Source organism: Enterococcus phoeniculicola ATCC BAA-412 (assembly GCF_000407505.1).
Taxonomy (GTDB): Bacteria; Bacillota; Bacilli; order Lactobacillales; family Enterococcaceae; genus Enterococcus_K; species Enterococcus_K phoeniculicola.
This window is the reverse complement of record NZ_ASWE01000001.1, coordinates 199,885-219,941: the sequence shown is the minus strand read 5'-3', so window position 1 is coordinate 219,941 and position 20,057 is coordinate 199,885. Positions and strand designations below refer to the sequence as shown.

General features: G+C 36.6%; 16 protein-coding genes. All 16 read right to left on the bottom strand.

Annotated features, from left to right (window positions below; all coding sequences use genetic code 11):
• Positions 1-45: 45 nt before the first annotated feature.
• The 16 genes from I589_RS00955 to I589_RS18000 all read right to left on the bottom strand — a co-directional run bounded on the left by I589_RS00955 (position 46) and on the right by I589_RS18000 (position 19,987).
• Positions 46-981, bottom strand: a complete 936-nt coding sequence (locus I589_RS00955) for an FAD:protein FMN transferase (protein WP_010770017.1) — start codon at positions 979-981, stop codon at positions 46-48.
• A gap of 46 nt (positions 982-1,027) precedes the next feature.
• Entirely contained in the window at positions 1,028-1,816 is a 789-nt protein-coding gene (locus I589_RS00950; RefSeq protein ID WP_010770018.1) for a PHP domain-containing protein, read from the bottom strand.
• Between the two features lie 276 nt (positions 1,817-2,092).
• Positions 2,093-3,022, bottom strand: a complete 930-nt coding sequence (locus tag I589_RS00945) for a hypothetical protein (protein ID WP_010770019.1) — start codon at positions 3,020-3,022, stop codon at positions 2,093-2,095.
• Positions 3,022-3,558 (bottom strand): 5-bromo-4-chloroindolyl phosphate hydrolysis family protein, encoded by a 537-nt coding sequence (locus I589_RS00940; protein ID WP_034684235.1) that lies wholly within the window; start codon positions 3,556-3,558, stop codon positions 3,022-3,024. Before I589_RS00940 ends, I589_RS00945 begins: the two co-directional genes overlap by 1 nt.
• Before the next feature lie 133 nt (positions 3,559-3,691).
• Positions 3,692-4,489, bottom strand: a complete 798-nt coding sequence (locus tag I589_RS00935; RefSeq protein WP_010770021.1) for a MurR/RpiR family transcriptional regulator — start codon at positions 4,487-4,489, stop codon at positions 3,692-3,694.
• Positions 4,490-4,497: 8 nt separating this feature from the next.
• Complete coding sequence (aguA, locus tag I589_RS00930; protein WP_010770022.1) at positions 4,498-5,595, bottom strand: agmatine deiminase; 1,098 nt, start codon at positions 5,593-5,595, stop codon at positions 4,498-4,500.
• A gap of 156 nt (positions 5,596-5,751) precedes the next feature.
• Positions 5,752-6,690 carry a carbamate kinase gene (arcC, locus tag I589_RS00925; RefSeq protein WP_010770023.1) on the bottom strand — a complete coding sequence of 313 codons (939 nt, stop codon included), beginning with the start codon at positions 6,688-6,690 and terminating at the stop codon, positions 5,752-5,754.
• 9 nt (positions 6,691-6,699) lie between these two features.
• A complete protein-coding gene (gene aguA / locus I589_RS00920) occupies positions 6,700-7,791 on the bottom strand; it encodes an agmatine deiminase (RefSeq protein WP_010770024.1) in 1,092 nt (363 codons plus the stop codon).
• A 32-nt stretch (positions 7,792-7,823) separates the two neighbouring features.
• A complete protein-coding gene (locus tag I589_RS00915) occupies positions 7,824-9,446 on the bottom strand; it encodes an amidohydrolase (RefSeq protein ID WP_010770025.1) in 1,623 nt (540 codons plus the stop codon).
• Entirely contained in the window at positions 9,433-10,824 is a 1,392-nt protein-coding gene (locus tag I589_RS00910; protein WP_010770026.1) for an MATE family efflux transporter, read from the bottom strand. The genes I589_RS00915 and I589_RS00910 overlap by 14 nt, the downstream gene beginning before the upstream one ends.
• Before the next feature lie 41 nt (positions 10,825-10,865).
• Positions 10,866-11,897: a putrescine carbamoyltransferase gene (ptcA, locus tag I589_RS00905; RefSeq protein WP_010770027.1), complete on the bottom strand. Its 1,032-nt coding sequence runs from the start codon at positions 11,895-11,897 to the stop codon at positions 10,866-10,868.
• Between the two features lie 841 nt (positions 11,898-12,738).
• Positions 12,739-13,959 (bottom strand): dicarboxylate/amino acid:cation symporter, encoded by a 1,221-nt coding sequence (locus I589_RS00895; protein ID WP_010770028.1) that lies wholly within the window; start codon positions 13,957-13,959, stop codon positions 12,739-12,741.
• A 16-nt stretch (positions 13,960-13,975) separates the two neighbouring features.
• Complete coding sequence (gene arcC / locus I589_RS00890; protein WP_010770029.1) at positions 13,976-14,905, bottom strand: carbamate kinase; 930 nt, start codon at positions 14,903-14,905, stop codon at positions 13,976-13,978.
• A 14-nt stretch (positions 14,906-14,919) separates the two neighbouring features.
• Entirely contained in the window at positions 14,920-16,158 is a 1,239-nt protein-coding gene (locus I589_RS00885) for an MFS transporter (protein ID WP_010770030.1), read from the bottom strand.
• Between the two features lie 18 nt (positions 16,159-16,176).
• Positions 16,177-16,986 (bottom strand): oxamate carbamoyltransferase subunit AllH family protein, encoded by an 810-nt coding sequence (locus I589_RS00880; protein WP_010770031.1) that lies wholly within the window; start codon positions 16,984-16,986, stop codon positions 16,177-16,179.
• A complete protein-coding gene (locus tag I589_RS18000; RefSeq protein ID WP_010770032.1) occupies positions 16,979-19,987 on the bottom strand; it encodes a bifunctional FdrA/YlbE family protein in 3,009 nt (1,002 codons plus the stop codon). Before I589_RS18000 ends, I589_RS00880 begins: the two co-directional genes overlap by 8 nt.
• Between the last annotated feature and the right edge of the window lie 70 nt (positions 19,988-20,057).

The following is a 20,057-nucleotide window of genomic DNA, read 5'->3' as shown; positions in this document are numbered from 1 at the left end:
ACGATACGGCAGCCTTTTTCCAACAGCTCAGACTGACTTGTTTACTTATACCTTTTGAATCATTGCGCCTATTCCCCTGCTGTATGCAATTTCTCCCTCATTTGTTATTACGATTCCTTCAATTTCTGGAAGTTGGTTAATTTGCCTAAGTGCCTCTTTAGCGTTCATTCCAAATAAACGAGTCGTCCAAATTTCACCAGTCAAAGATTCTTTTGATACAATAGTTAAACTGGATAAATCTGTTTGTAGCGGATAACCTGTACGACTGTCAAATATATGATGATAAGTTCTCCCATTCCATTCAAAACTTCTTTCATAAATCCCTGATGTGACAATTGATACGTTCTCAGTTGCTAATACTAACGCAAAATTTCCTCTTGGTAAAAAAGGATTCTGAATGCCCACTCGCCATTTGCCATCTTCATGCGTTGGTGCTGCTCCAAAGGTAAGCACATTCCCGCCCAAGTCGATAAATCCAGACTTTGCTTCCATCTTTTGGAAGTAGGCAATCACCTTATCTGCAAAATATCCTTTTGCTAATCCGCCTAAATCAAGCGCCATTCCCTTTTCACCTAAAAATACTGTCTGTTTGGATTTATCTAGCACAATTTTTTCAGGATTAATAATTTTTAATAAAGACTGAATAGTCGTTGGCTCAGGATACTTTGCATCGCTAAACCCCACTCGCCACGCTTGAATTAAAGGACCGATTGCAATATTCAAAAAGCTTCCCGGCACCTTACTTTGCTCTGTTCCAATAAAAATCAGCTCAAATAAATCTCTGCTAACTTCTACTGGTTGAATTCCAGCATTGTGATTAATCCGCATCAATTCTGAATAGTTGTCATTTGCGCTGAATCGCTTTTCAAAATCACTCAACGCTCTTTGTGCCTCATCTAAAAGAATCTCTGGGGTATCATGCTCTACTTGTAGTTGAATAATCGTTCCCATCAGATGAAGAACTCGTGTTTTCACTTTCATTTAACAGACTTCCTTTGCCAATTGTTTTAACGATACAAATCCCCTTTTACACCTCTGGCATGTCCGTCATGTATTGTTCGTTGTCTTGAAAAACCACAAGCTGTGTGATCCCATTTGATTTTAATAAGCTGCTCATCTCAGAAAAGCCCAATTGATAATCTTCTGCTACATGAGCATCTGAGCCTAGTGTAAACAACTTTCCACCTAAGCTGGTGTATAACGGGACTGCATATCGATACAACTCAGCATTGTGATATTTCACAAAACTTTTTGCGTTTAATTCAAAGCCCATTTGACGAGTAATGACTTTTCGAAACAGCTTTGTTAGTATAGGCTCAAAATGTTCTTCTAGTTCACTAGCTGATAAGTCCAATTGTCGCAAACCATAATCAAAGTGCGCTAAAATATTTCCCTGTGAAAAGGTATCTAACACTGTGTCCATCTGTTCAAAATATTCTCTTGCCACATCCAGCTTTGGTTTCTTTTTAACAATAGGATCCATATAATCAAATTTTCCATTTTGATGAATACTCATAATTTTGACATCATAAGTTCTTTGGTTTAAAAAATCGACAATCGCTTCTTCCTGTCCAGGAACCACACCTATCTCGATTCCTTTCAATAGCTTTGTTTCATAAACTTTAGACAATGCTGCCAGCTTCTTTGTGTATTCTTCATAATCAGGAATATCATCTTTAAAATTTGAATATGGATTGTTTAAATCAAAATGATCCGTTGAGACAAAGGTTTCTGCACCCTTTTCTAAGTAATTTTCAAACGTTTCCGTAGAATCAAACGACAAATACGTATGAAGATGCTGATCGTAGTATTTCATGAACTCTCCTCCATCAAGTAAATAAACGATTAAAATTTTCTTTTGTTATAGCCTAACGATAGCATAGTTTCTTCTTATAGACACGAAAAAAAACGAATAAAATAATACAAAAAAGCATAAGTAAAACCGGAGAGTCCCTCCATCGATTTTACTTATGCTTATTTATCCCCTGTAAAAACAAGTACCTCCTATGTTAAGCACGCGTATTTAATTACCTTTAGCAAAACATTATGCGTACTTTTCAGTTAGTAAGCATATTTGTACAGTAGTCATACTTTACTTGGCTTCTTCACTGTCTTTTGTTAATAAAAAATTCTCTTCCAAAAACTCAAAATCTTCCGAATAAGCTTTTTTAATTCCCTTAAAACTGTCTGTAGGCTTCAATTCTGTTTCCTTAGTGCTGGTTGAATAGGTGTCTAGCCAAACACCTGTCCCATCAGAAAAAATGAAATATCTCTGAATCGTCAAATAAATATAGTCTGATTCTTTTTCATATTTAACAACATAGCCCGTTTGTACACCCTCTACAGACTCTTGAGGATAGGCTTTCGTAAATATGTCGTCGCCTTTTGATGTTTTTATATAATCACTCAAGCTGACAATTAAGTTTCCTGACATGCCCATACTCACGGAACGCAGATAATCTCTGCCTGAATAAAAAGTTAATGAGGCAATAGAGGTCGTACTAGGATAGTCTTTATTGGTGGGCAAAACAGACAATTCATCTTTTTGCTGTTCCACATCCACATCGCCTTTTATCTCGATTTTGTAGCCCTTATTGAAATAAACGATTTTGTCATCAAGCGTTGCTACTAATGGCTGACTAACATCAATTGAGCCTGTTCGCTTAATCCCAGCTTCTTGTAAGGGGCGAACATCTACATATTCACTCTCATAGTCATCCCCATAGTCATCTGAAGAATCACTTGAATCACTATTTCCATAAATTGCAAAAGCTATTATAGCCAAAAAGATCCCAGCTGGCCATAAAAAATCCCAGCTTTTCTTTTTCTTTTGATGTTGTCTTTTTTTAGCGCTATTATTTTTTGTAGAAGGCTTTTGGGCTTGCTGTTTTGCTGATACAACAGGCGCTTTATTGACTTGTTTCCATAGTGATATTACAGATGGTTTTTCCTTTTTTGCAGTTAACTTCGGCTTGATAAACAGCGCATCATAGTCCTCATAAAATTGTTTCTTTTTCCCCATTATTTTTCTCCAATAATTTTTTTCGTCAAGGCAATTTCTTCAGAATCCTCTTGAATAATCGCTTCATAATCATCCGTGATACTTGCTGAGATCACACTAATCGTCTGTACCATAGATTTCACTGATGCTTCAATTTCCTTTGTCGATAAGCTCGCTTCACGTATCTGCCTTACTCGTTCAGAAGCCTCAACTACCCCTGGCAGCTTTGTGTAAAGAAACTCATTTAATTGATGAATCTTTTGAGGATGTTCCATCAGTTCCTGAAAAATTTCTTTTGAAGATTTTAAGCCAGATTCTTGTGCCTCTACAATCGTTAATTCTTTCATTCCCTTATTTGCTTCTTCCCAACGCAAAATAAGTGCTTTTGCTTCACCAAGCGTATCTTTAAATAAGTTCAGTTCAGAATCCGTTAATCCATGTTTCGTCTGATATTTCCGGATATTTTCTTTGTACGCTTTGTTGTTTCCCCATCGACTCTTCCCCTGTATGGCCCCAACCACTAAAAGGAGTCCTCCTAATACAACAATATATATCATGAAATCCCACTTTCTTCTAAGTATCCATTAGGGAAATTATACCATGAAGTAAAAGCTCAGAAAAGTGAAGAAAGAATCTTACGTTTTTTTTTAGAAACCAATCAACAAGAATTGGCTAGCGTTTTATTCAAGGTTACTTAAATACCAAATGATAGGTTTCTTCATCTGCGCTATCCAAATATTGGTACAAAATGAGTTCCATAATTGCAATCATCGAAATATGTGATGTAATCTCCATTTTATTTAAGAAGAGTTCATCTGTAAAAACATAAAAATTAATATCACTCATATTCTGAACTACGTTATTATCAGCTCCTGTAAGAGACACGATTAATGGACTAGGACTATTTTTCAAGTGTTGCATTAGTTGAACCCACTCATCATCTTTTCCTTGATAGGTTAAGATAAAAACAATATCTTGCGCACGAATTTGTTTTTGTACAACACGCCTTAATGGCTGATCTTCCGGGAAAACAACAAGAAAACCAGCTGTAGTAAACAAATATTTAATATAATGCATCAACTGTTTATTCATCCCTTTAGCAAATAAATAAATGATTGGTTGATGGGCTAAGTAGTTTGCCACCTCTGCTAATTTTTTTGCATCTATCACTCGAACAGATTCATTAATATTTTTCAAGTATTCTTCCTTATAATCTTTTTGAGAAACAACAAATGGACTTCTTTTTTCTTCTAAATTCTGATTTAAAAGGGTATATTTTATAACAGTAGTAAACTCACTATAACCAGAAAAACCAATTTTACGAACAAAACGTAAAAAAGTCGTCGTTGATACATAACATTCATCAGATACTTCGCGGATACTTTTATTTTTAATAATATTCAGGTTCTTAACAACATAATCAAAGAGAAGATGTTCATTTTTATTCAGTTCTGGTACACGGGGATTTACCACCTCAAAAAAATCCATTTTCCTCCCTACTTTCTCTTAGGCATACTCTGGGCAATACAATGAATATTTCCACCACCAAGTAATATTTCTCTCGCAGGTACACCAATAATTTTTCTTTCAGGATATAACTTTGTCAGTAACTTAGCTGCTAGATAATCATTTCTATCCTCAAAAAGCGGAAAAACGATTCCACCATTCGCCGTGTAATAGCTTACATAAGTTGCTGTCAAACGATCGCCAGGAAATCTTGGTAGCATACCGTTAATTGGGTCTACTCCCTGACTTTCTTCTGTTGTAAGATACATTGGTTCTGGCATTAACATTTTATGAATAATCAATTTTCTTCCTTTGGCATCAATTGCTTGCTTTAAACTTTCATAAGCAGCTTTTGAAATGTCATACTGTGGATCTTCTCGATCTTCTGTCCAAGTTAAAACAACTTCCCCAGGTCGAACAACATTCATCAAATTGTCTATGTTGCCATTTGTTTCATCTAGAAAAAAACCATGCTTTAACCAAATAATTTTTTCAATATTACAATATTCTTTTAAGGTTTGTTCAATTTGATCTTTCGATAAATGTCCATTCCTACCTTCAGATAAGAGAACCTCTTCTGTTGCAAATAATGTTCCCTCCCCATCTGTATGTACAGAACAGCCTTCCAATACAAAACTCTTTAAAGAATAATAGTCTATTTGATTTAATTCACAAATTTTTTCAGCAATTAAATCATCTTGATCCCATGGAAAGTATAACCCATCTAAAAGTCCTCCCCATGCATTAAAACGCCAATCAACGCCACGAACTTCTCCTTCACTATTCACTACATACATTGGACCATAATCTTTCATCCAAGCATCGTTATTACTCATTTCTAGCACTCGAATTTCTGGTGATAGGACTGTACGAGCATGGCGGTATTGTTTTTTTGTTACTAACATCGTCACTTTTTCAAATTCAGCAATTCTTTCCGCAACTTCCGCATAAGCTTTTTGTGCTGACTTTCCACCATTTCTCCAGTTATCTGCCCGTTCTGGCCAAATCATATAGGTTTCCTGATGTGGTTCAAATTCTCCGGGCATCCAAAACCCGTCTTTTTGCGGACTACTTCCTGTTATCTTCATGGCAGATACACTCCTTATCTTAGAAAAAATCCATCTCTTTTTAAGTTGTCATACTTTTTAAATATAGCAGAAAGAAGGAGTGAGAACTAGTCCTACTCCTTTTTCTTATCTTCTATTATCACTAGCTTGCTATTAAAAACAAACGTTTACAATTTGTTATTTAGTAATAACTGTTCCAGTCTCTTTATTCAATAAATTTTTAATGTTCTCCAATGAAGTAATTACCGCTTTAGCTTCTTTATTTTCGTTAATAAAAGCAATTGCAGCTTCTACTTTTGGCAGCATACTTCCAGCTGCAAATTGATTTTGTTGTATATAGGTGGTCATTTCAGAAACCGTCACTTTAGTCAATTCTTCCTGGTTTGGTTGATTATAATGAATAGATACATAATCCACACCCGTCAAAATAACTAACATATCCGCTTTTACTAAAGCAGCAATTTTTTCTGAAGCGAAATCCTTATCTACAACAGCTTCTACACCTTCATATCCGTCAGCTTTTTCTACAACAGGAATTCCTCCCCCTCCCCCTGCAATTGTTATTGTTCCATTCTCTACTAATTGCTGAATTATTGGAAGTTCAACGATACCAATTGGTTTGGGTGAAGGAACCACTTTTCTAAATCCACGACCCGCATCTTCTTTAAAAACACTGGTTGATTTTTTTCGTTCAACAGAAACTTCTTCTGCAGTAAGAAATGGGCCAATTGGTTTACTCGGTTCTAGAAAGGCTGGGTCGTTCTCACTAACGACAACTTGAGTCAACACGGTAGCAACTGGCTTATTTAGTTTTCGTTTCTTTAGCTCATTTGTTAAAGCGTTTTCCAGCCAATATCCAATACTCCCCTGAGTCATCGCCACGGCTGTATCCAACGGCATCTCTGGATTCTGCAGTGATGCTCCAATCTGTTGCTGAAGTAATAAATTTCCTACCTGTGGACCATTTCCATGTGAAATAATCAACTCATAACCAGCCTCAATAAAATCTGCTAAATAGTAAGCTGTTTTTGTCAATACTTTTTGCTGTGCTTGTGCACTAGCATCATCTGTTAAAATCGCATTTCCACCTAATGCAACAACCATTCTTTTTGTCATTATTTCCCCTCATTTCGGTATTTGCTGAGTAATGCAGTGGATATTTCCACCCCCAAGTAAAATTTCTCTTGCAGCTACCCCAACAATACTTCTTTCCGGATATAACTCTTGAAGTAATGTCAATGCTTTTTGATCATTTGGATCGTCGAATAACGGAACAATGACACCACCATTAGCTGTGTAATAATTTGCATAGCTTGCTGCTAGGCGATCACCTTTTTCACGAGGAAGGGTTCCCTCAACTGCATCTACTCCTAGGCTCTCCTCTTCTGTTATTAATACAGGATTAGGTACAAGTAACTTATGCACTTTTAATTTCCGTCCTTTTGCATCTGTCTGTGATTCTAAAATTTCTAAACATTCTTTTGAAATTTCATACTGAGGATCCGTCTCGTCATCTGTCCAAGCAAGTACCACTTCTCCCGGCTTCACGATGTTGATGATATTATCCACATGCCCATTCGTTTCATCTAAATATATTCCACGTTTTAACCAAATAATTTTTTCTACCGATAAATATTCTTTTAGTACTTGCTCTATTTGTTCTTTTGATAATTGAGCATTGCGGCCCTCTGAAAGCAGGCACTCTTCCGTTGTAATTAACGTTCCTTCGCCATCTACATGAATGGAACCTCCTTCAAGAACAAAATCATTTAATCGGTAGCGATCTTTCTTCTCTATTTCACATATCTTTTGTGCAACTTGATCGTCTTTATCCCATGGGAAATATAACCCATCTACTAATCCGCCCCATGAATTAAATGCCCAGTCTACACCACGAACTTCTCCATCTTCATTTTTCACGAACGTTGGTCCGCAGTCTCTCACCCACGCATCATCATTTGCGACTTCTACTACTCGAATCTCTTCTGGTAACATATGTCTGGCATTATCGTACTGTTCAGCTGAGACTCCTACTGTCACAGGTTCAAATTGGTTGATAGCAACTGCTACATCCACAAAGGTTTTTTGTGCAGGTTTTCCTCCATTTCTCCAGTTGTCTGGTCTTTCCGGCCATAAAATATATACACCGTCATGTGGCTCAAACTCTCCTGGCATACGAAACCCATCTTTTTTTGGTGAGCTATCTATTGTTTTCATCTTCTACACTCCACTTCTACAGATTAAAATTATTATTTTTTATAGACAATGTCCCCATCAATCATAGTTAAAAGAGAAGTTGTACGAATCATCTTCTCAGGTCTCTCAGTGAAAATATTGGTATCTAATATCGCTAAGTCTGCTAGTTTTCCTATTTCTAATGTTCCTAATTCCTCTGTTCGTTGACAGGTTTGATAAGAACCCCAAGTGTAAGCACGCAATGCTTCTTGAACAGAGATACTTTGTTGTGGCTGCCAACCAGTTTCTGGTGTTCCATCAATCCGCTTTCTTACCACAGCATTGTATATACTCTCAAATGGATTAATATCAGAAACAGGTGAGTCTGTTCCAAAAGAAAGCTTCACACCCTTAGACAAATAGTCTCTAAACGGCCACATTAGACGAATACGGTCTTGTCCCAAATCAGCTTCAATTCCCTCTGGATCAATCATCGAGTGTGCAGGCTGACAAGAGGCGAGTATATTTAAATCTTTCAGACGTTGAATATCTTTCTCTTGAATATTTTCTAAGTGCTCTAAACAGTGCTGTAAATGTGGGTTTTTCCCAAATTTTTTCTCGGCCTCTTCAAAGATATCAAGCGCCATGGAAATTGCTCCATCACCAATCGTATGAATGCGCACGCTATAATCATTTTCAATCGCCTGTAACACTAAATCTCGCATCTCTTCTTTAGAAATGGTTAGTGTCCCCACGTCATCTTTAGATTTTGCATTACTGTACGGTTCAGACAAAAATGCAGTATGTGTACTAGATACTCCATCAAAAAATTGTTTCACACCACATGTTTGAAGCTTAGAAAACTGATAATTTTTACGCATCGTATCTGGACGTGTCATATCTTTCACCAAAGTTGGATACATATGAATTCTAACGTTTAACTCCTGTTGTTTTAAAAGTTTGTGATATACGTGATCAGGAATTAAATCCCCTCCAGGCACCGCCATCATAGATAAGTCAGATACAGCTGTAATCCCTAATGAATTGATGTGTTTGATGAACGTTTTAATCATTTCTGAAGATTCATCTTCACTAAATTTATAAACTTGTGCCACTGCACTCATTCCTGCTGTTTCATGTAAAATACCTGTGAGTTCCCCTTGCTCATCTCGACTATAGTGTCCTCCTACTGGATCAGGAGTGTCTTTTGTGATATTTAATTTTTTAAATCCTGCACTGTTCATCCAGACAGTATGTGCATCCGATGATTGGACAAACATAGGCTGGTCTGGAAAAGCTTCATCTAAACTAGCTTTGCTTGGTAGTTCTTGATTATCCCAGAGTAAATTGTACCAACCAAATCCCATGATCCATTGCTCTTTATTTGTTATTTTTTCTGCTTCTTTCTTTAAAAGTTCAATACATTCTTCTTCTGATTTTGTTTCATACAATAAGACTACTTTGCCTGAATTTAATACAGAGGACATAAAGAAATGCAGATGCGAATCATGAATTCCAGGAATAACCAGATGATCTTTATAATCTAGAATTTCTGTTTGTTCTGACTTATATTCATCTAAAGATTCAGAACCAATATATAGAATTTTGTTCTGTTTTATGGCTATACCACCTGAAATTGTTTCATTTCCTAAACCTGTCCAAATCGCCTCACTTAAAATAAGTTTATCTGCCTTCATCCGACAACGCCCCTTCTTTTATTATTTTTAGTTGTTGTAATTCTTTTTTTATGAAAATGACTGACAGTCCGAAAACAATCATATCTGCAACTGGTTGACTATACCAAACACCATCAACACCGAATAAACTAGAAAATAAAAACATTAAAGGAATTGCAAGAAACAGGAATCTCGAAATACCTAAAATAACAGATACTTTTATATTATCAATAGATTGGAAATAGCCAGACATAATATTTGATGTCAATCCAAATGCCGAACAGCAAACCATAATAACCGCATTTCTTGATGTAACATCTACTAGTTTTTGATCGCCTCCAGCGAATAACTCAATAATATTTTTTGAAAAGAGCGCAAAGAGTAATGTAAGTCCTGCAATAACCACAAAATTACTAATCACACTGACATTAATTAACTCTGACAAACGTTTTTTAAATTTTGCTCCATAATTATAACTAGCAATTGGCTGCATACCGTTTGTTAATGCGGTCGTTACCAGATTTAAATTATAAAATATATACCCATTGATTATCCCAAAGGAAGCTACATCTGTACTTGTTCCAAGATTTCCAAGCAGCACATTCACTACCCAAGTGAAAATAAAACTTGAAATTTGGACGATGAAAAATGGCATGCCAATAATCATCATATTTTTCATATCTGAGGTGGTCATTTTTAATTGCAGTTTAATTCGAAATTCTGTTTTTCCAAACAGAAAATAGACAATCGCTAAGAACCAAATACCTATAGATAGTGCATAGTAAATAGCAACTGCAACAATACCCATTTTTGCCACCATGACACCGTAATATAATTCCACAATTGCAATGACAGAAGAAATTGTCATTAAGAACGTAGCAATTCCTGGCTTTTCATCCACACGAACCATGTAACATAACACTTGACCTAATACACAAAACGGAAAACCAATCATAAAAATTTGTATAAATGTTGTCGATTCATTCAAAATGTCAGGTGTAGCACCCAATAAACCAGCTACACTATGTGCATTTATCCCAATCAAAACAGATATAACAACCGTAATGATTGTTGTAAGCCAAAAACCCTCTGAAAACACACGGTGTGCTTCTTCTTTTTTCTCTTCGCCAAGTTTAATTGCTGAAATTGTACTAACACCTATTCCAAAGGCACCGCCTAATGCCAAGCTAAGTAGCTCTAATGGCATGATGATACTTACAGTAGCTAATCCCAAAGCCCCTAAACCATTTCCAATAATTACTCCTTCAATCATAACCATTACTGCTTGAGCAAGCATCCCTACAAGGGTGCTTGCTCCATATTTAAGAAACAGTTTTTTTATATTTTTTGTACCCAATTCTCTATCTAATATTTCACCATTTACAGTAGCTTCATCCATTCTTCCATCCTCTCTTTCTGAAGGAGACAACTATGACAGAGTTAATTTTTAGAATCATCGACAACATTTGCTAAAAGAAAATCCAGTTCACCTTGAAGTTGTGTAGATAATGCCTCACTCGCAGGATGAATATGCGGTGTCAAGAAATATACCAATAAAGCACGCATCGCTGTTAAACGATTTTCAGCTTCGTCTAAAACAATAGAATAAGGGGCATCTAACACTTCATCAGTTACCTCTTCTCCTCTAGTGGCTGGAAGACAATGTAAAAACTTCACATGGGGAGCAGCCTTTTCAATAAGTTCTTTATTTACCTGGTATTTAGGATAGAAAGTTGCCATTCTTTCCTCCTCTGATAATTCTGCTTCATATAATCCATACCAAACATCTGTATAAATGAAATCTGCATCTTTTAAGGCTTCATCAACATCCTCTGTGATTACTACACTTCCTCCAGAAAGTTCAGCATTCTTCCTGCCTATTTCCAATGTATCTCCTTTAATTTGGAAACCTTTTGGTCCAAATTGAACAAACTTCATACCCATTTTTGTCGCCATAAACATTGTTGACACACATACCTGTGTTGCGTCTCCAACAAAAACAATTTTACAATCACTTAATTTTTTTCCAGCAGGTAAATGCTCAGTCATAGTGATAATATCTCCTAATTCTTGTGTAGGATGATTATAATCACTCATTCCATTAATCACTGGAATCGTTGCATCATTTGCCAACTCAACGATTGTTTGATGCCTTTCTACACGAGCCATTAAAATGTCTACTAATCTAGATAAAACCCGAGCTGTATCTCCTAATGATTCATGCCCACCTAATTGAATCTGACCAGGTGCTAAGTACTGAGCATGCCCACCTAATTGCGTCATTGCCGTTTCGAACGATACACGTGTACGAGTAGAAGATTGTTCAAAAATCATTCCTAAAGTTTTATCTTTAAGTAAGGGCGGATAGTACCCATTTTTTATTGATTTCTTTAATTTCAATGCTAGTTCAATCAAGTAACTAATTTCAGCCTTTGTAAAATTATTTGTATCTACAAAATCTCTTTTATTCATGTTCATTTCCACCTATTCATTTTTAGTATTTTTGTTATCGGATTCTCGAGTAGTCCTTTTACAAATTAAGAATAGCCTGAAAAAAACAGTTTTAATAGCGTTTTCATTAAAGTTGATTTCAATAAAAGCTTGATGTATTTTGTTACATTTTACGTAACAAAATACATCAAGCAAAAAGCCTAGTTCAGAATCAACTAGCTCCACTGAAAAAGAAAAAACAACTGTCCCTGCAACAGGCGAATCAACACCAATTAAAAAAACAGGCTTCTTACCTAAAACAGGCGAGCAAAGAAAAGTCTGGTTTATCTGTACGAATAGAATCGTTGCGAAACCTCATTTTCCGTCCATTAGGGCAAAAAAATGCTCTTTTAAAGGAATTAAAAAGGGTCGCAGTGTTCGTGTATCTGCGGGATTTGAGAAACGCTCATAACCTAAAATATACTGACTGTTTGTGGCGATTTGAAGGGTGTAGCCAGCTTTCAGCTGACCATTTTTCATGCAAAAAAAAATTCAGATGCCAATCAATTTGACTGGTATCTGGATTTTTAGTTAAAACTTATATTCCAAGCTCGTTTATCTCTACAACTATTTTTTAGAGTTATATACTAGCAAATTTCCAATTATTTCGCGTATTCGTAATTTATATTGCTTGTTGTTGATGTCCAACAACTACGATATGTAAAAAGTCTAGGTACTTATTTCTCTCCTATTCATTTACAGTATTTACAAATCGAATAAATCCTTCTATTCTACTAGTATTCTTTTTAACAGAGCCTACACAGGCAACAATCAGCAATTGTTTCTTATTTTAAAAAGCACTTGTACGCTTATTTACAATTTTTTATTTTCTATTAAATATCTCATAATCCAATTCTCCAGCTGATTTTGCAACAAGAATCGCTGAATATACATCAGAATTAACATTTAAAATTGTTCGAAACATGCCTACAAACCACTCGACACCAGCAAATATTGCAATCCCTTCAATAGGTAACCCCAATTGCGGTACAATAATAGCTAATGAAACAAGACCTGCTCCAGGTACAACAGCATTTGCTAAAGAAACAAAGGTAGAGGTAATCACCACCGTCATCATCCTAGGAAAATCAAAACCAATTTGGTACATTTGGGCAATCGTCATTACAGTAATAGCCATATGCATCGCAGAACCATTACTGTTTAAAGACATCCCCAAAGGTAAGACTAAGTTTGTAATTCGTTTACTCAACCCTAATTTTTCTTGCGATTCTTCCATGGCTGTCGGTAAAGTAATAGCTGATGAAGTAGTCGCCAAAGCCATAACAGACATTTCTCGTGTATTTTGTATCACCTTTATCGGATTTACTTTACAATAAATGCCTATAACCACTAACCAAATACCCAAAAATAGAACAGTTGCTCCACCATACACAACCAAATAATTGATTAATGGTAAAATGATTTTCAACCCCAATTTACTAATCGTAGAAGAGATGAGTGCAAAAATACCTAATGGTGCTGCAAACATTACATATCGAATGATTTCAATAATTATTTCATTGAAATCAACAATCAGCGAAAATAATTGAGATTCTGGCTTCTTCTGTATAAATCTATTTAGTGCAATCCCAAAGAAAAGAGCAAATACAATAATTTGAATAATTGATCCTTTCGCTAATGATTCAAAAATATTTGATGGGAAAAATCCAATCAGTGTTTCCGTAACAGAAATGTCTTGTCCCTGCACAACCGCCTCTTTTGTCCCGGTTAAATCAATCCCTTTACCAGGCTGAAAAAGAACGGCAATAAAGACTCCCCAAACTGCAGCTAAAACGGAAGAAACGCCGAATACTGCAATGGTTTTTCCACCTAGTCGAGTGAGTTCTTTGGGGTTTATTCCCCCTACCGCTTGGATGATTTGCCCCAAAATTAATAAGGGAATCGCCATCTGCATTAGACGTAAAAAGAGTGTCCCGATAATTTCTAAGGAATTTCCTACTTTCGGAAACAGCAGTCCTACTGTAACCCCCAGAAGGACTGCAATGACAATCTGTGTGATCATTGAAATTTTTTTTATTTTCATTTGAATCCCCACTTTACTAATGGATAATTGTCCCTACCTCTTGGTCTAACCTACTTAAATTTTCAATAGATGTGATGATTGCTTTTCTTCCACTAGCCTCTTTTACAAAATCCACCGCGGCTTCAATCTTTGGCAGCATACTTCCAGCAGCAAAATGTCCTTCTTTAATATATGCTTTGGCTTCTTCTACACTGATTTTTTCTAAGGTCTTCTGATTCGGCTGATTATAATTGATATAAATATTATCAACGCCAGTAAGGATAATCAAGCGATCGGCATTTACATTTTCAGCAAGTACTTTTGCAGAAAAATCTTTATCATTTACTGCTTCCACCCCTACGTAACGACCATTTTCTTGATAAACTGGAACGCCTCCTCCACCTGCGCAAATAGTCAAAACATTCGCTTCAACAAGCGCTTTTACAGCTTCTTTTTCGACAATTTCTTTTGGCATTGGAGAAGCAACTACTTTTCGATAGCCTCTTCCAGCATCTTCTTTATAGAGCGTCCCTTCTTTTTCCATCAGCTCTTTTGCCTCTGCTTCTTCGTAAAAAGGACCAATTGGTTTAGTCGGCTGTTTAAATGAAGGATCCTCTTTGTCCACTCTCACTTGTGTAATCATGGATACAACTGGCTGATTCATATCCCGCTGTAAAAATTCATTTGCTAGTGCATTTTGCAGCCAATAACCAATACTCCCTTGAGTCATTGCTCCACATGTATCCAAATGAAGCTGTGGATTTTTTTCACTTTCTCCTGCTTTTTGTTGTAGTAAAAGATTACCTACTTGAGGACCATTTCCATGACAGAGAATAACTTTTTCTCCTTTTTCTACAAAATCTGCAATATATTTTGCTGCTTGTTGAATAACCTTTTTTTGTCCTTCATCACTTGGATCTTTATCTAAGATTGCATTTCCACCTAGTGCAATTACATTTAAACTCATCTTATGAACTCCTTTTATACTTTTTCTTCTTTAGCTAAAACGGCAAACGCACCAAGACCAATCAATAGCAATACACATGATAGATAAAAACCAACTTGCATAGACCCTAATGAATCTGCCAGATAACCTGTTACATACGGTGCTAAAATAGATCCTGACATTCCTATGAAATTATACGCACTCAACGTCGTACTTAATGAACCTGCAGGTGCATGCTTTGTTACAAAAGTTACCACAATTGGATCTAATGCTAATTTTCCTGTCAATCCATAAATTACCAATACAGGGATTAACAATGTTTTGTTTGTAACAAATGCTATCGCAAAGACTGATAACGTAGCAATTGGCACTAGGAAATACACTAATTTTTTCGTTGCGCCTGTTTTATCATTTAAACGAGCAAAGATAAGTGCCCCAGGAATAGAAGCCCAAGGTACTAAAGAAGCGATAAATCCAACACTTGCACCTTCAAAGCCGCGTTCTGTAATTAGAAATTGAGGCAACCATGTAATAATTACAAAGTTTGCATAGATACTAGTAAAACATAATATAAATGCTGCTACTAAGTTGCGATTAGAAAAGATTTGTTTTAATGAAATTTTTTCCTTTGGTCCTTCATGTAACTGCTCTTTTCCTTCGTCTTCAGGACGAATGACTTTTTCTTTCAATACCACATAGAACAGTATTCCTAAAACTAGCGTTGGAATCGCCATGATAAAGAATGGTTTACTCCAATGTTCCCCATTATCTAGCACTAATTTACTAGATAGTAAGTAGCCTCCCGATGTTCCAAATGCCATCCCGCTATTGATAATCGCATTTCCAAGCGTTCTTTTCTTATCCGGAATTGATTCTGTCGATAGGGCATATTGAGGTCCATAGTATGCACCTTGGCCAATTCCTGCAATTGCACGGATTACTAGAAACATCACAAATCCTGTAGCTAATCCACTAAAATAAGTCGTTACTGCCAACACGATAAAGCCGATTGCAATGACTAATTTACGCCCTACTTTATCTCCTACAATCCCAAATGGAATTTGTGCAACTGCATATGTTAGAAAGAAAATACTGTTTGCTAATCCCAACTGCGTGTTGCTTAAATTAAATTCTTCGCCAATTACTCCCATCAATGGGTTAAATATGGTTCTTGTTGCGTACATCAATATCCAGCCTACAAAGAAAATTGCAACAACTTTTTTCCAATAATTTTGATTTACTTTTACCGCTTGACTCTGTTTGGTGTTTTCCATGTTTTCTCCTCTTTTCTCTTATAGATTCATAGATTGCAGTGCCAATAACATTCCAAAAGATAAATCTGCCCCGGAAGTGTGTCCTACACCTAAAAGCATCTTTACATCCTTTTCAATCAGCTGCTTCTGTTTACTTTTTACATCTTTGAACAATTGATAGATAAGTGAATTCACATAACCGTCAATGGAGCTTGCCATATAAGCTTTACTGACATCTGTAGTCGATAGATTTTTTGCTAATAACGCCTCTGTTAATTTTTCAAGAGAAATCTGTTTGACTATTCTCAACAACATATGATAAGACAGTAAAATATCATCGCCACTAGGGGTAAGTCCTTTTCCACGTCCGATTAAAAAACGAATAATTGCTTGCCAGTCATTATCGCTATGTCTCATTTTTTCAAACAGTTCTCTGAGTTGCGGCGTCATTGTCAAACCAATCTTTTTCTCTAACGCTAGCGCTTCTAACACTTCTTTTAGTAATTTCAGTTCAGCTAATGTGAAGGACAAGTCCTTCACATCTAGCGAAACTAATTGTTTCTTTTTCAACTCAATTGTTTGCACTCCAAAACGCGTATAAAAACTTAGATAATCCTCTCGAATTTTTACAAAGTTTCCCTTCTCTAATTGAGGGCGAACCGCTTGAAACTGGTTATCCGGTAAATAGAGACCAAAGCTTGCAAGATACTCCTTATAGTTGGCGATATTGACTAGCTGATTACCTATCTGAATGTTAAATGATCGTTCAAACAAGCTATGAACTTTTCCGGATTTTCCGAATTTCGTTAAAGGAAAGATATACGTACTTAGAACAATTGAATTAGTCAACTTGAATCCCTAATTTCTTGGCATATGCTTCTAAAGCATTTTCAAAACATCCAAGCGGTGCACGAACGGTTCCAGCACCTACTTGACCAACTCCAGCTTGTTTATGTGCAATCCCTGTATTGATAATAGGTGTAATCCCTGTTTCGACCACCTTACGAATATCAATCCCTAAACAAGTTCCCTGGAAATCCCATGTTGGAATTGAAAATGTTGAATTGTGGCCTAAACAAATTTTTGCCATTTCATTTGAAGTTTCTAATGCATCCTCAAATCCACCAGCACCTACAAATCTTGTGACGCCAGGAGCCGCAACCATTGCCATTGCACCCACTCCGACAGTTTCCGTAATGGCACTATCTCCAATATCCGGATTTCCATCTTCTTCCGTAAATCCTGTGAAGTAAAGTCCTTTCGGTGTGTTCACAGGAGCTGTATGCCAGTCGTCTCCAGTTTCAGCAATTCGAACGCCAAAATTCACACCATTTCTTGTCATAGTAGTAACAACTGTTCCATTTGTTTCTTTACGTGCACCATCAACAATCGCTTTTCCTGTTGCCATCATGATATTTAGGAAAAATTGATCTGTATCTGCCAAGAATTTAATCACTTCGTATTTTTTTGACTCGTCTATTTTCGTTTGAATGATTAACGGTGAAATTTCCTTCAAAAAGTTTAACGAAGCGGCTATATTCCGTTGATGAAACTCGTCTCCCATCGTAATGGAGCGCGCAATTAGCACATTTAAATTAATACCTTCTTCTGTTAATTTCAGTGCTTCGGCAATTGTTGGTCCTAACACATCTTTGATCCAGTCTAAACGATCAATAACCTCTTGTGAGTATGCACCAAAGCGAAGAACTTTTCCGATACCTTCATTCAAAATACAATACGCTTGGTTTCCATCTAAACGATTTTCAACAACGAAAACTGGCATATTTGCTGAAGTAATTCCGCCCATAGGACCTACCGCTTGCACATGATGACAAGGCATGAAACGAACCTCGCCAGACTCTAACAAGCGAATTGCCTCTTGTTCGTTATTTGCCCAACGTTCAAATAATACTGCGCCTATACAAGAACCCTGCATAGGACCCGTCATCTCTTTCCATGTAATCGGAGGACCTGCATGAAGTAATGTTTTTTGTGCTTCATTCAATTCAGGAATCACAGATTTCGCAGGCACAACATCTGTTAAGAAGGGTTGTGCGTTTTTCATTTTATCTGTTACTACTTGATTATCTTTAGAAATTTTTTCTTCGTACGCATCCAATGCATCAAGAATTTTTATCATCTTCTTGTTACCACCAGCTCTAGGACGCCAATTGAATTGAGCCGTTTCACCACCATACTGTAAAATCGATTCGTTGAAACTTTGAAGACCCACATTAATGATTCGAGGCTTCGTTGATAACAATTCCATTACCTTTTCACTAACACTTGGGACATCAACTGTTTTTCCGTTGTATGGTAAAACAGTTTTCTCATTCTCGCTAATTTCAATTCCTTTCAGTAATAGAGCCGTTTGAACAGCTTTCGCATTACTTTCGGCTACCAAAACACCAGCTTCTTTTAATCTTCGAACGGATTCATCATAATTTTGTGGATCTTTTGTTGTTCCACATACAGTTGAAACAAAATATAACTCACGGTGATCTTCTTTTGCTATCGCACGTGCTTCTTCAATTGCTGGCAATAACGCACCCACCATATCGTCATGGGCACCGTAACCTAAAACAACGTCAAACAAAATGATTCCTGTATTTTTGTCTTGGGCATACTCTTGAATCTTTTGAATACGTACCTCTGGATCAATCATAGGATGTGGCTTTCCTTGAGTATAAATATCGTCTCCTAAATCAATTACATCGTACCCATTAGAATGTAAAATATATCCTTCTTTTTTCACTAGCCCTTCCAAGTTCAATGCTTCAGAAATCATCATTCCAGCTTCTGCAGCTAATGTTCCGCCAGAATAAAGTCCTTTTACCACTTTGTCTGTAGCTAGAGTAGGTACATTCGGTTTTTCAACGGCTTCAAAATAATTCTTTTTAACCGTTTCGTCATTTGCTAAATCAACCGCAATTTGTGCCGCTTCTTCTAGCGTATGTGCGAGGTATACTTTCCCTTCATGCGCTTTAGGTTTTTCTCCTAAAAAGATTGCTACGACAGGTTTTGTAATGCTTTGAAGTAATTGGACAACTTCATCGCGGACCTCTTTTGCAGGTGGTTTAGAAATCACACAAATCACGTCTGTAGGTTCATGGTTTTCTAACGCAACAATTGCATCTTTTACTGTAATTGCGCCCACTTTATCACTTAAATCACGGCCTCCAGTACCAATTGCATGAACAACCCCTCCGCCAAGACGATCAATGATTGTTGTTACTTCTTGGATTCCAGTTCCAGATGCACCAACCACTCCGATATTTCCAGGAGAAACGACGTTAGTAAATGCAATAGGGATACTTGAAATAATTCCTGTTCCACAGTCGGGGCCCATCATTAACAGTCCCTTTTCATGTGCTAATTTTTTTAAGCGGATTTCGTCCTCAATAGCTACGTTATCGGTAAATGAAAAGACATGTAAATCATTTTTTAACGCTTTTTCCATCTCAGCTGCGCCATACTCGCCTGGAATACTAAACAATGCAACATTTGCATCTGGAAGTATTTCCAACGCTTCTTTCCAAGAAGTTGCTGCTTGCTGTTCTTTCCCGCTATCTTTAGCAGACAAGTCATCTAAAAATACATCAATTGCAGGCAAGACACGATCCATAACCTCTTCTTCATCGCTATCTACTACGATCATCATGTCATTGGGTGATGCCGTCTCGGCCTCTGGTGAGAGTAAATTAGTATTTTTTAAAATATCCTTATTTGCATCTGTTCCCATCATAATTTGACTCATATTCACTTCACTAAATGCATTAATTGTATTGGTTAATAGCATCAAGTTAATCGAGTCTTGATAGTTATTTTTCATTATTACTGTGTGTAACATAAATTTCTCCTCCTCCTCTTACAAATTCATTGTAATATCCGCTGTTTGCGTTTTCATTGGATAAAAGTCT

What these genes read in the sequence shown, in the direction of transcription:
- I589_RS00915 (WP_010770025.1), bottom strand. Translation starts at nt 9,446, where the DNA reads ATGAAGGCAGATAAACTTATTTTAAGTGAGGCGATTTGGACAGGTTTA.
- I589_RS00935 (WP_010770021.1), bottom strand. Translation starts at nt 4,489, where the DNA reads ATGGATTTTTTTGAGGTGGTAAATCCCCGTGTACCAGAACTGAATAAA.
- I589_RS00895 (WP_010770028.1), bottom strand. Translation starts at nt 13,959, where the DNA reads ATGAAAATAAAAAAAATTTCAATGATCACACAGATTGTCATTGCAGTC.
- aguA (WP_010770022.1), bottom strand. Translation starts at nt 5,595, where the DNA reads ATGAAGATAACAGGAAGTAGTCCGCAAAAAGACGGGTTTTGGATGCCC.
- I589_RS18000 (WP_010770032.1), bottom strand. Translation starts at nt 19,987, where the DNA reads ATGTTACACACAGTAATAATGAAAAATAACTATCAAGACTCGATTAAC.
- I589_RS00945 (WP_010770019.1), bottom strand. Translation starts at nt 3,022, where the DNA reads ATGGGGAAAAAGAAACAATTTTATGAGGACTATGATGCGCTGTTTATC.
- I589_RS00950 (WP_010770018.1), bottom strand. Translation starts at nt 1,816, where the DNA reads ATGAAATACTACGATCAGCATCTTCATACGTATTTGTCGTTTGATTCT.
- I589_RS00955 (WP_010770017.1), bottom strand. Translation starts at nt 981, where the DNA reads ATGAAAGTGAAAACACGAGTTCTTCATCTGATGGGAACGATTATTCAA.
- I589_RS00885 (WP_010770030.1), bottom strand. Translation starts at nt 16,158, where the DNA reads ATGGAAAACACCAAACAGAGTCAAGCGGTAAAAGTAAATCAAAATTAT.
- aguA (WP_010770024.1), bottom strand. Translation starts at nt 7,791, where the DNA reads ATGAAAACAATAGATAGCTCACCAAAAAAAGATGGGTTTCGTATGCCA.
- ptcA (WP_010770027.1), bottom strand. Translation starts at nt 11,897, where the DNA reads ATGAATAAAAGAGATTTTGTAGATACAAATAATTTTACAAAGGCTGAA.
- arcC (WP_010770023.1), bottom strand. Translation starts at nt 6,690, where the DNA reads ATGACAAAAAGAATGGTTGTTGCATTAGGTGGAAATGCGATTTTAACA.
- I589_RS00940 (WP_034684235.1), bottom strand. Translation starts at nt 3,558, where the DNA reads ATGATATATATTGTTGTATTAGGAGGACTCCTTTTAGTGGTTGGGGCC.
- arcC (WP_010770029.1), bottom strand. Translation starts at nt 14,905, where the DNA reads ATGAGTTTAAATGTAATTGCACTAGGTGGAAATGCAATCTTAGATAAA.
- I589_RS00910 (WP_010770026.1), bottom strand. Translation starts at nt 10,824, where the DNA reads ATGGATGAAGCTACTGTAAATGGTGAAATATTAGATAGAGAATTGGGT.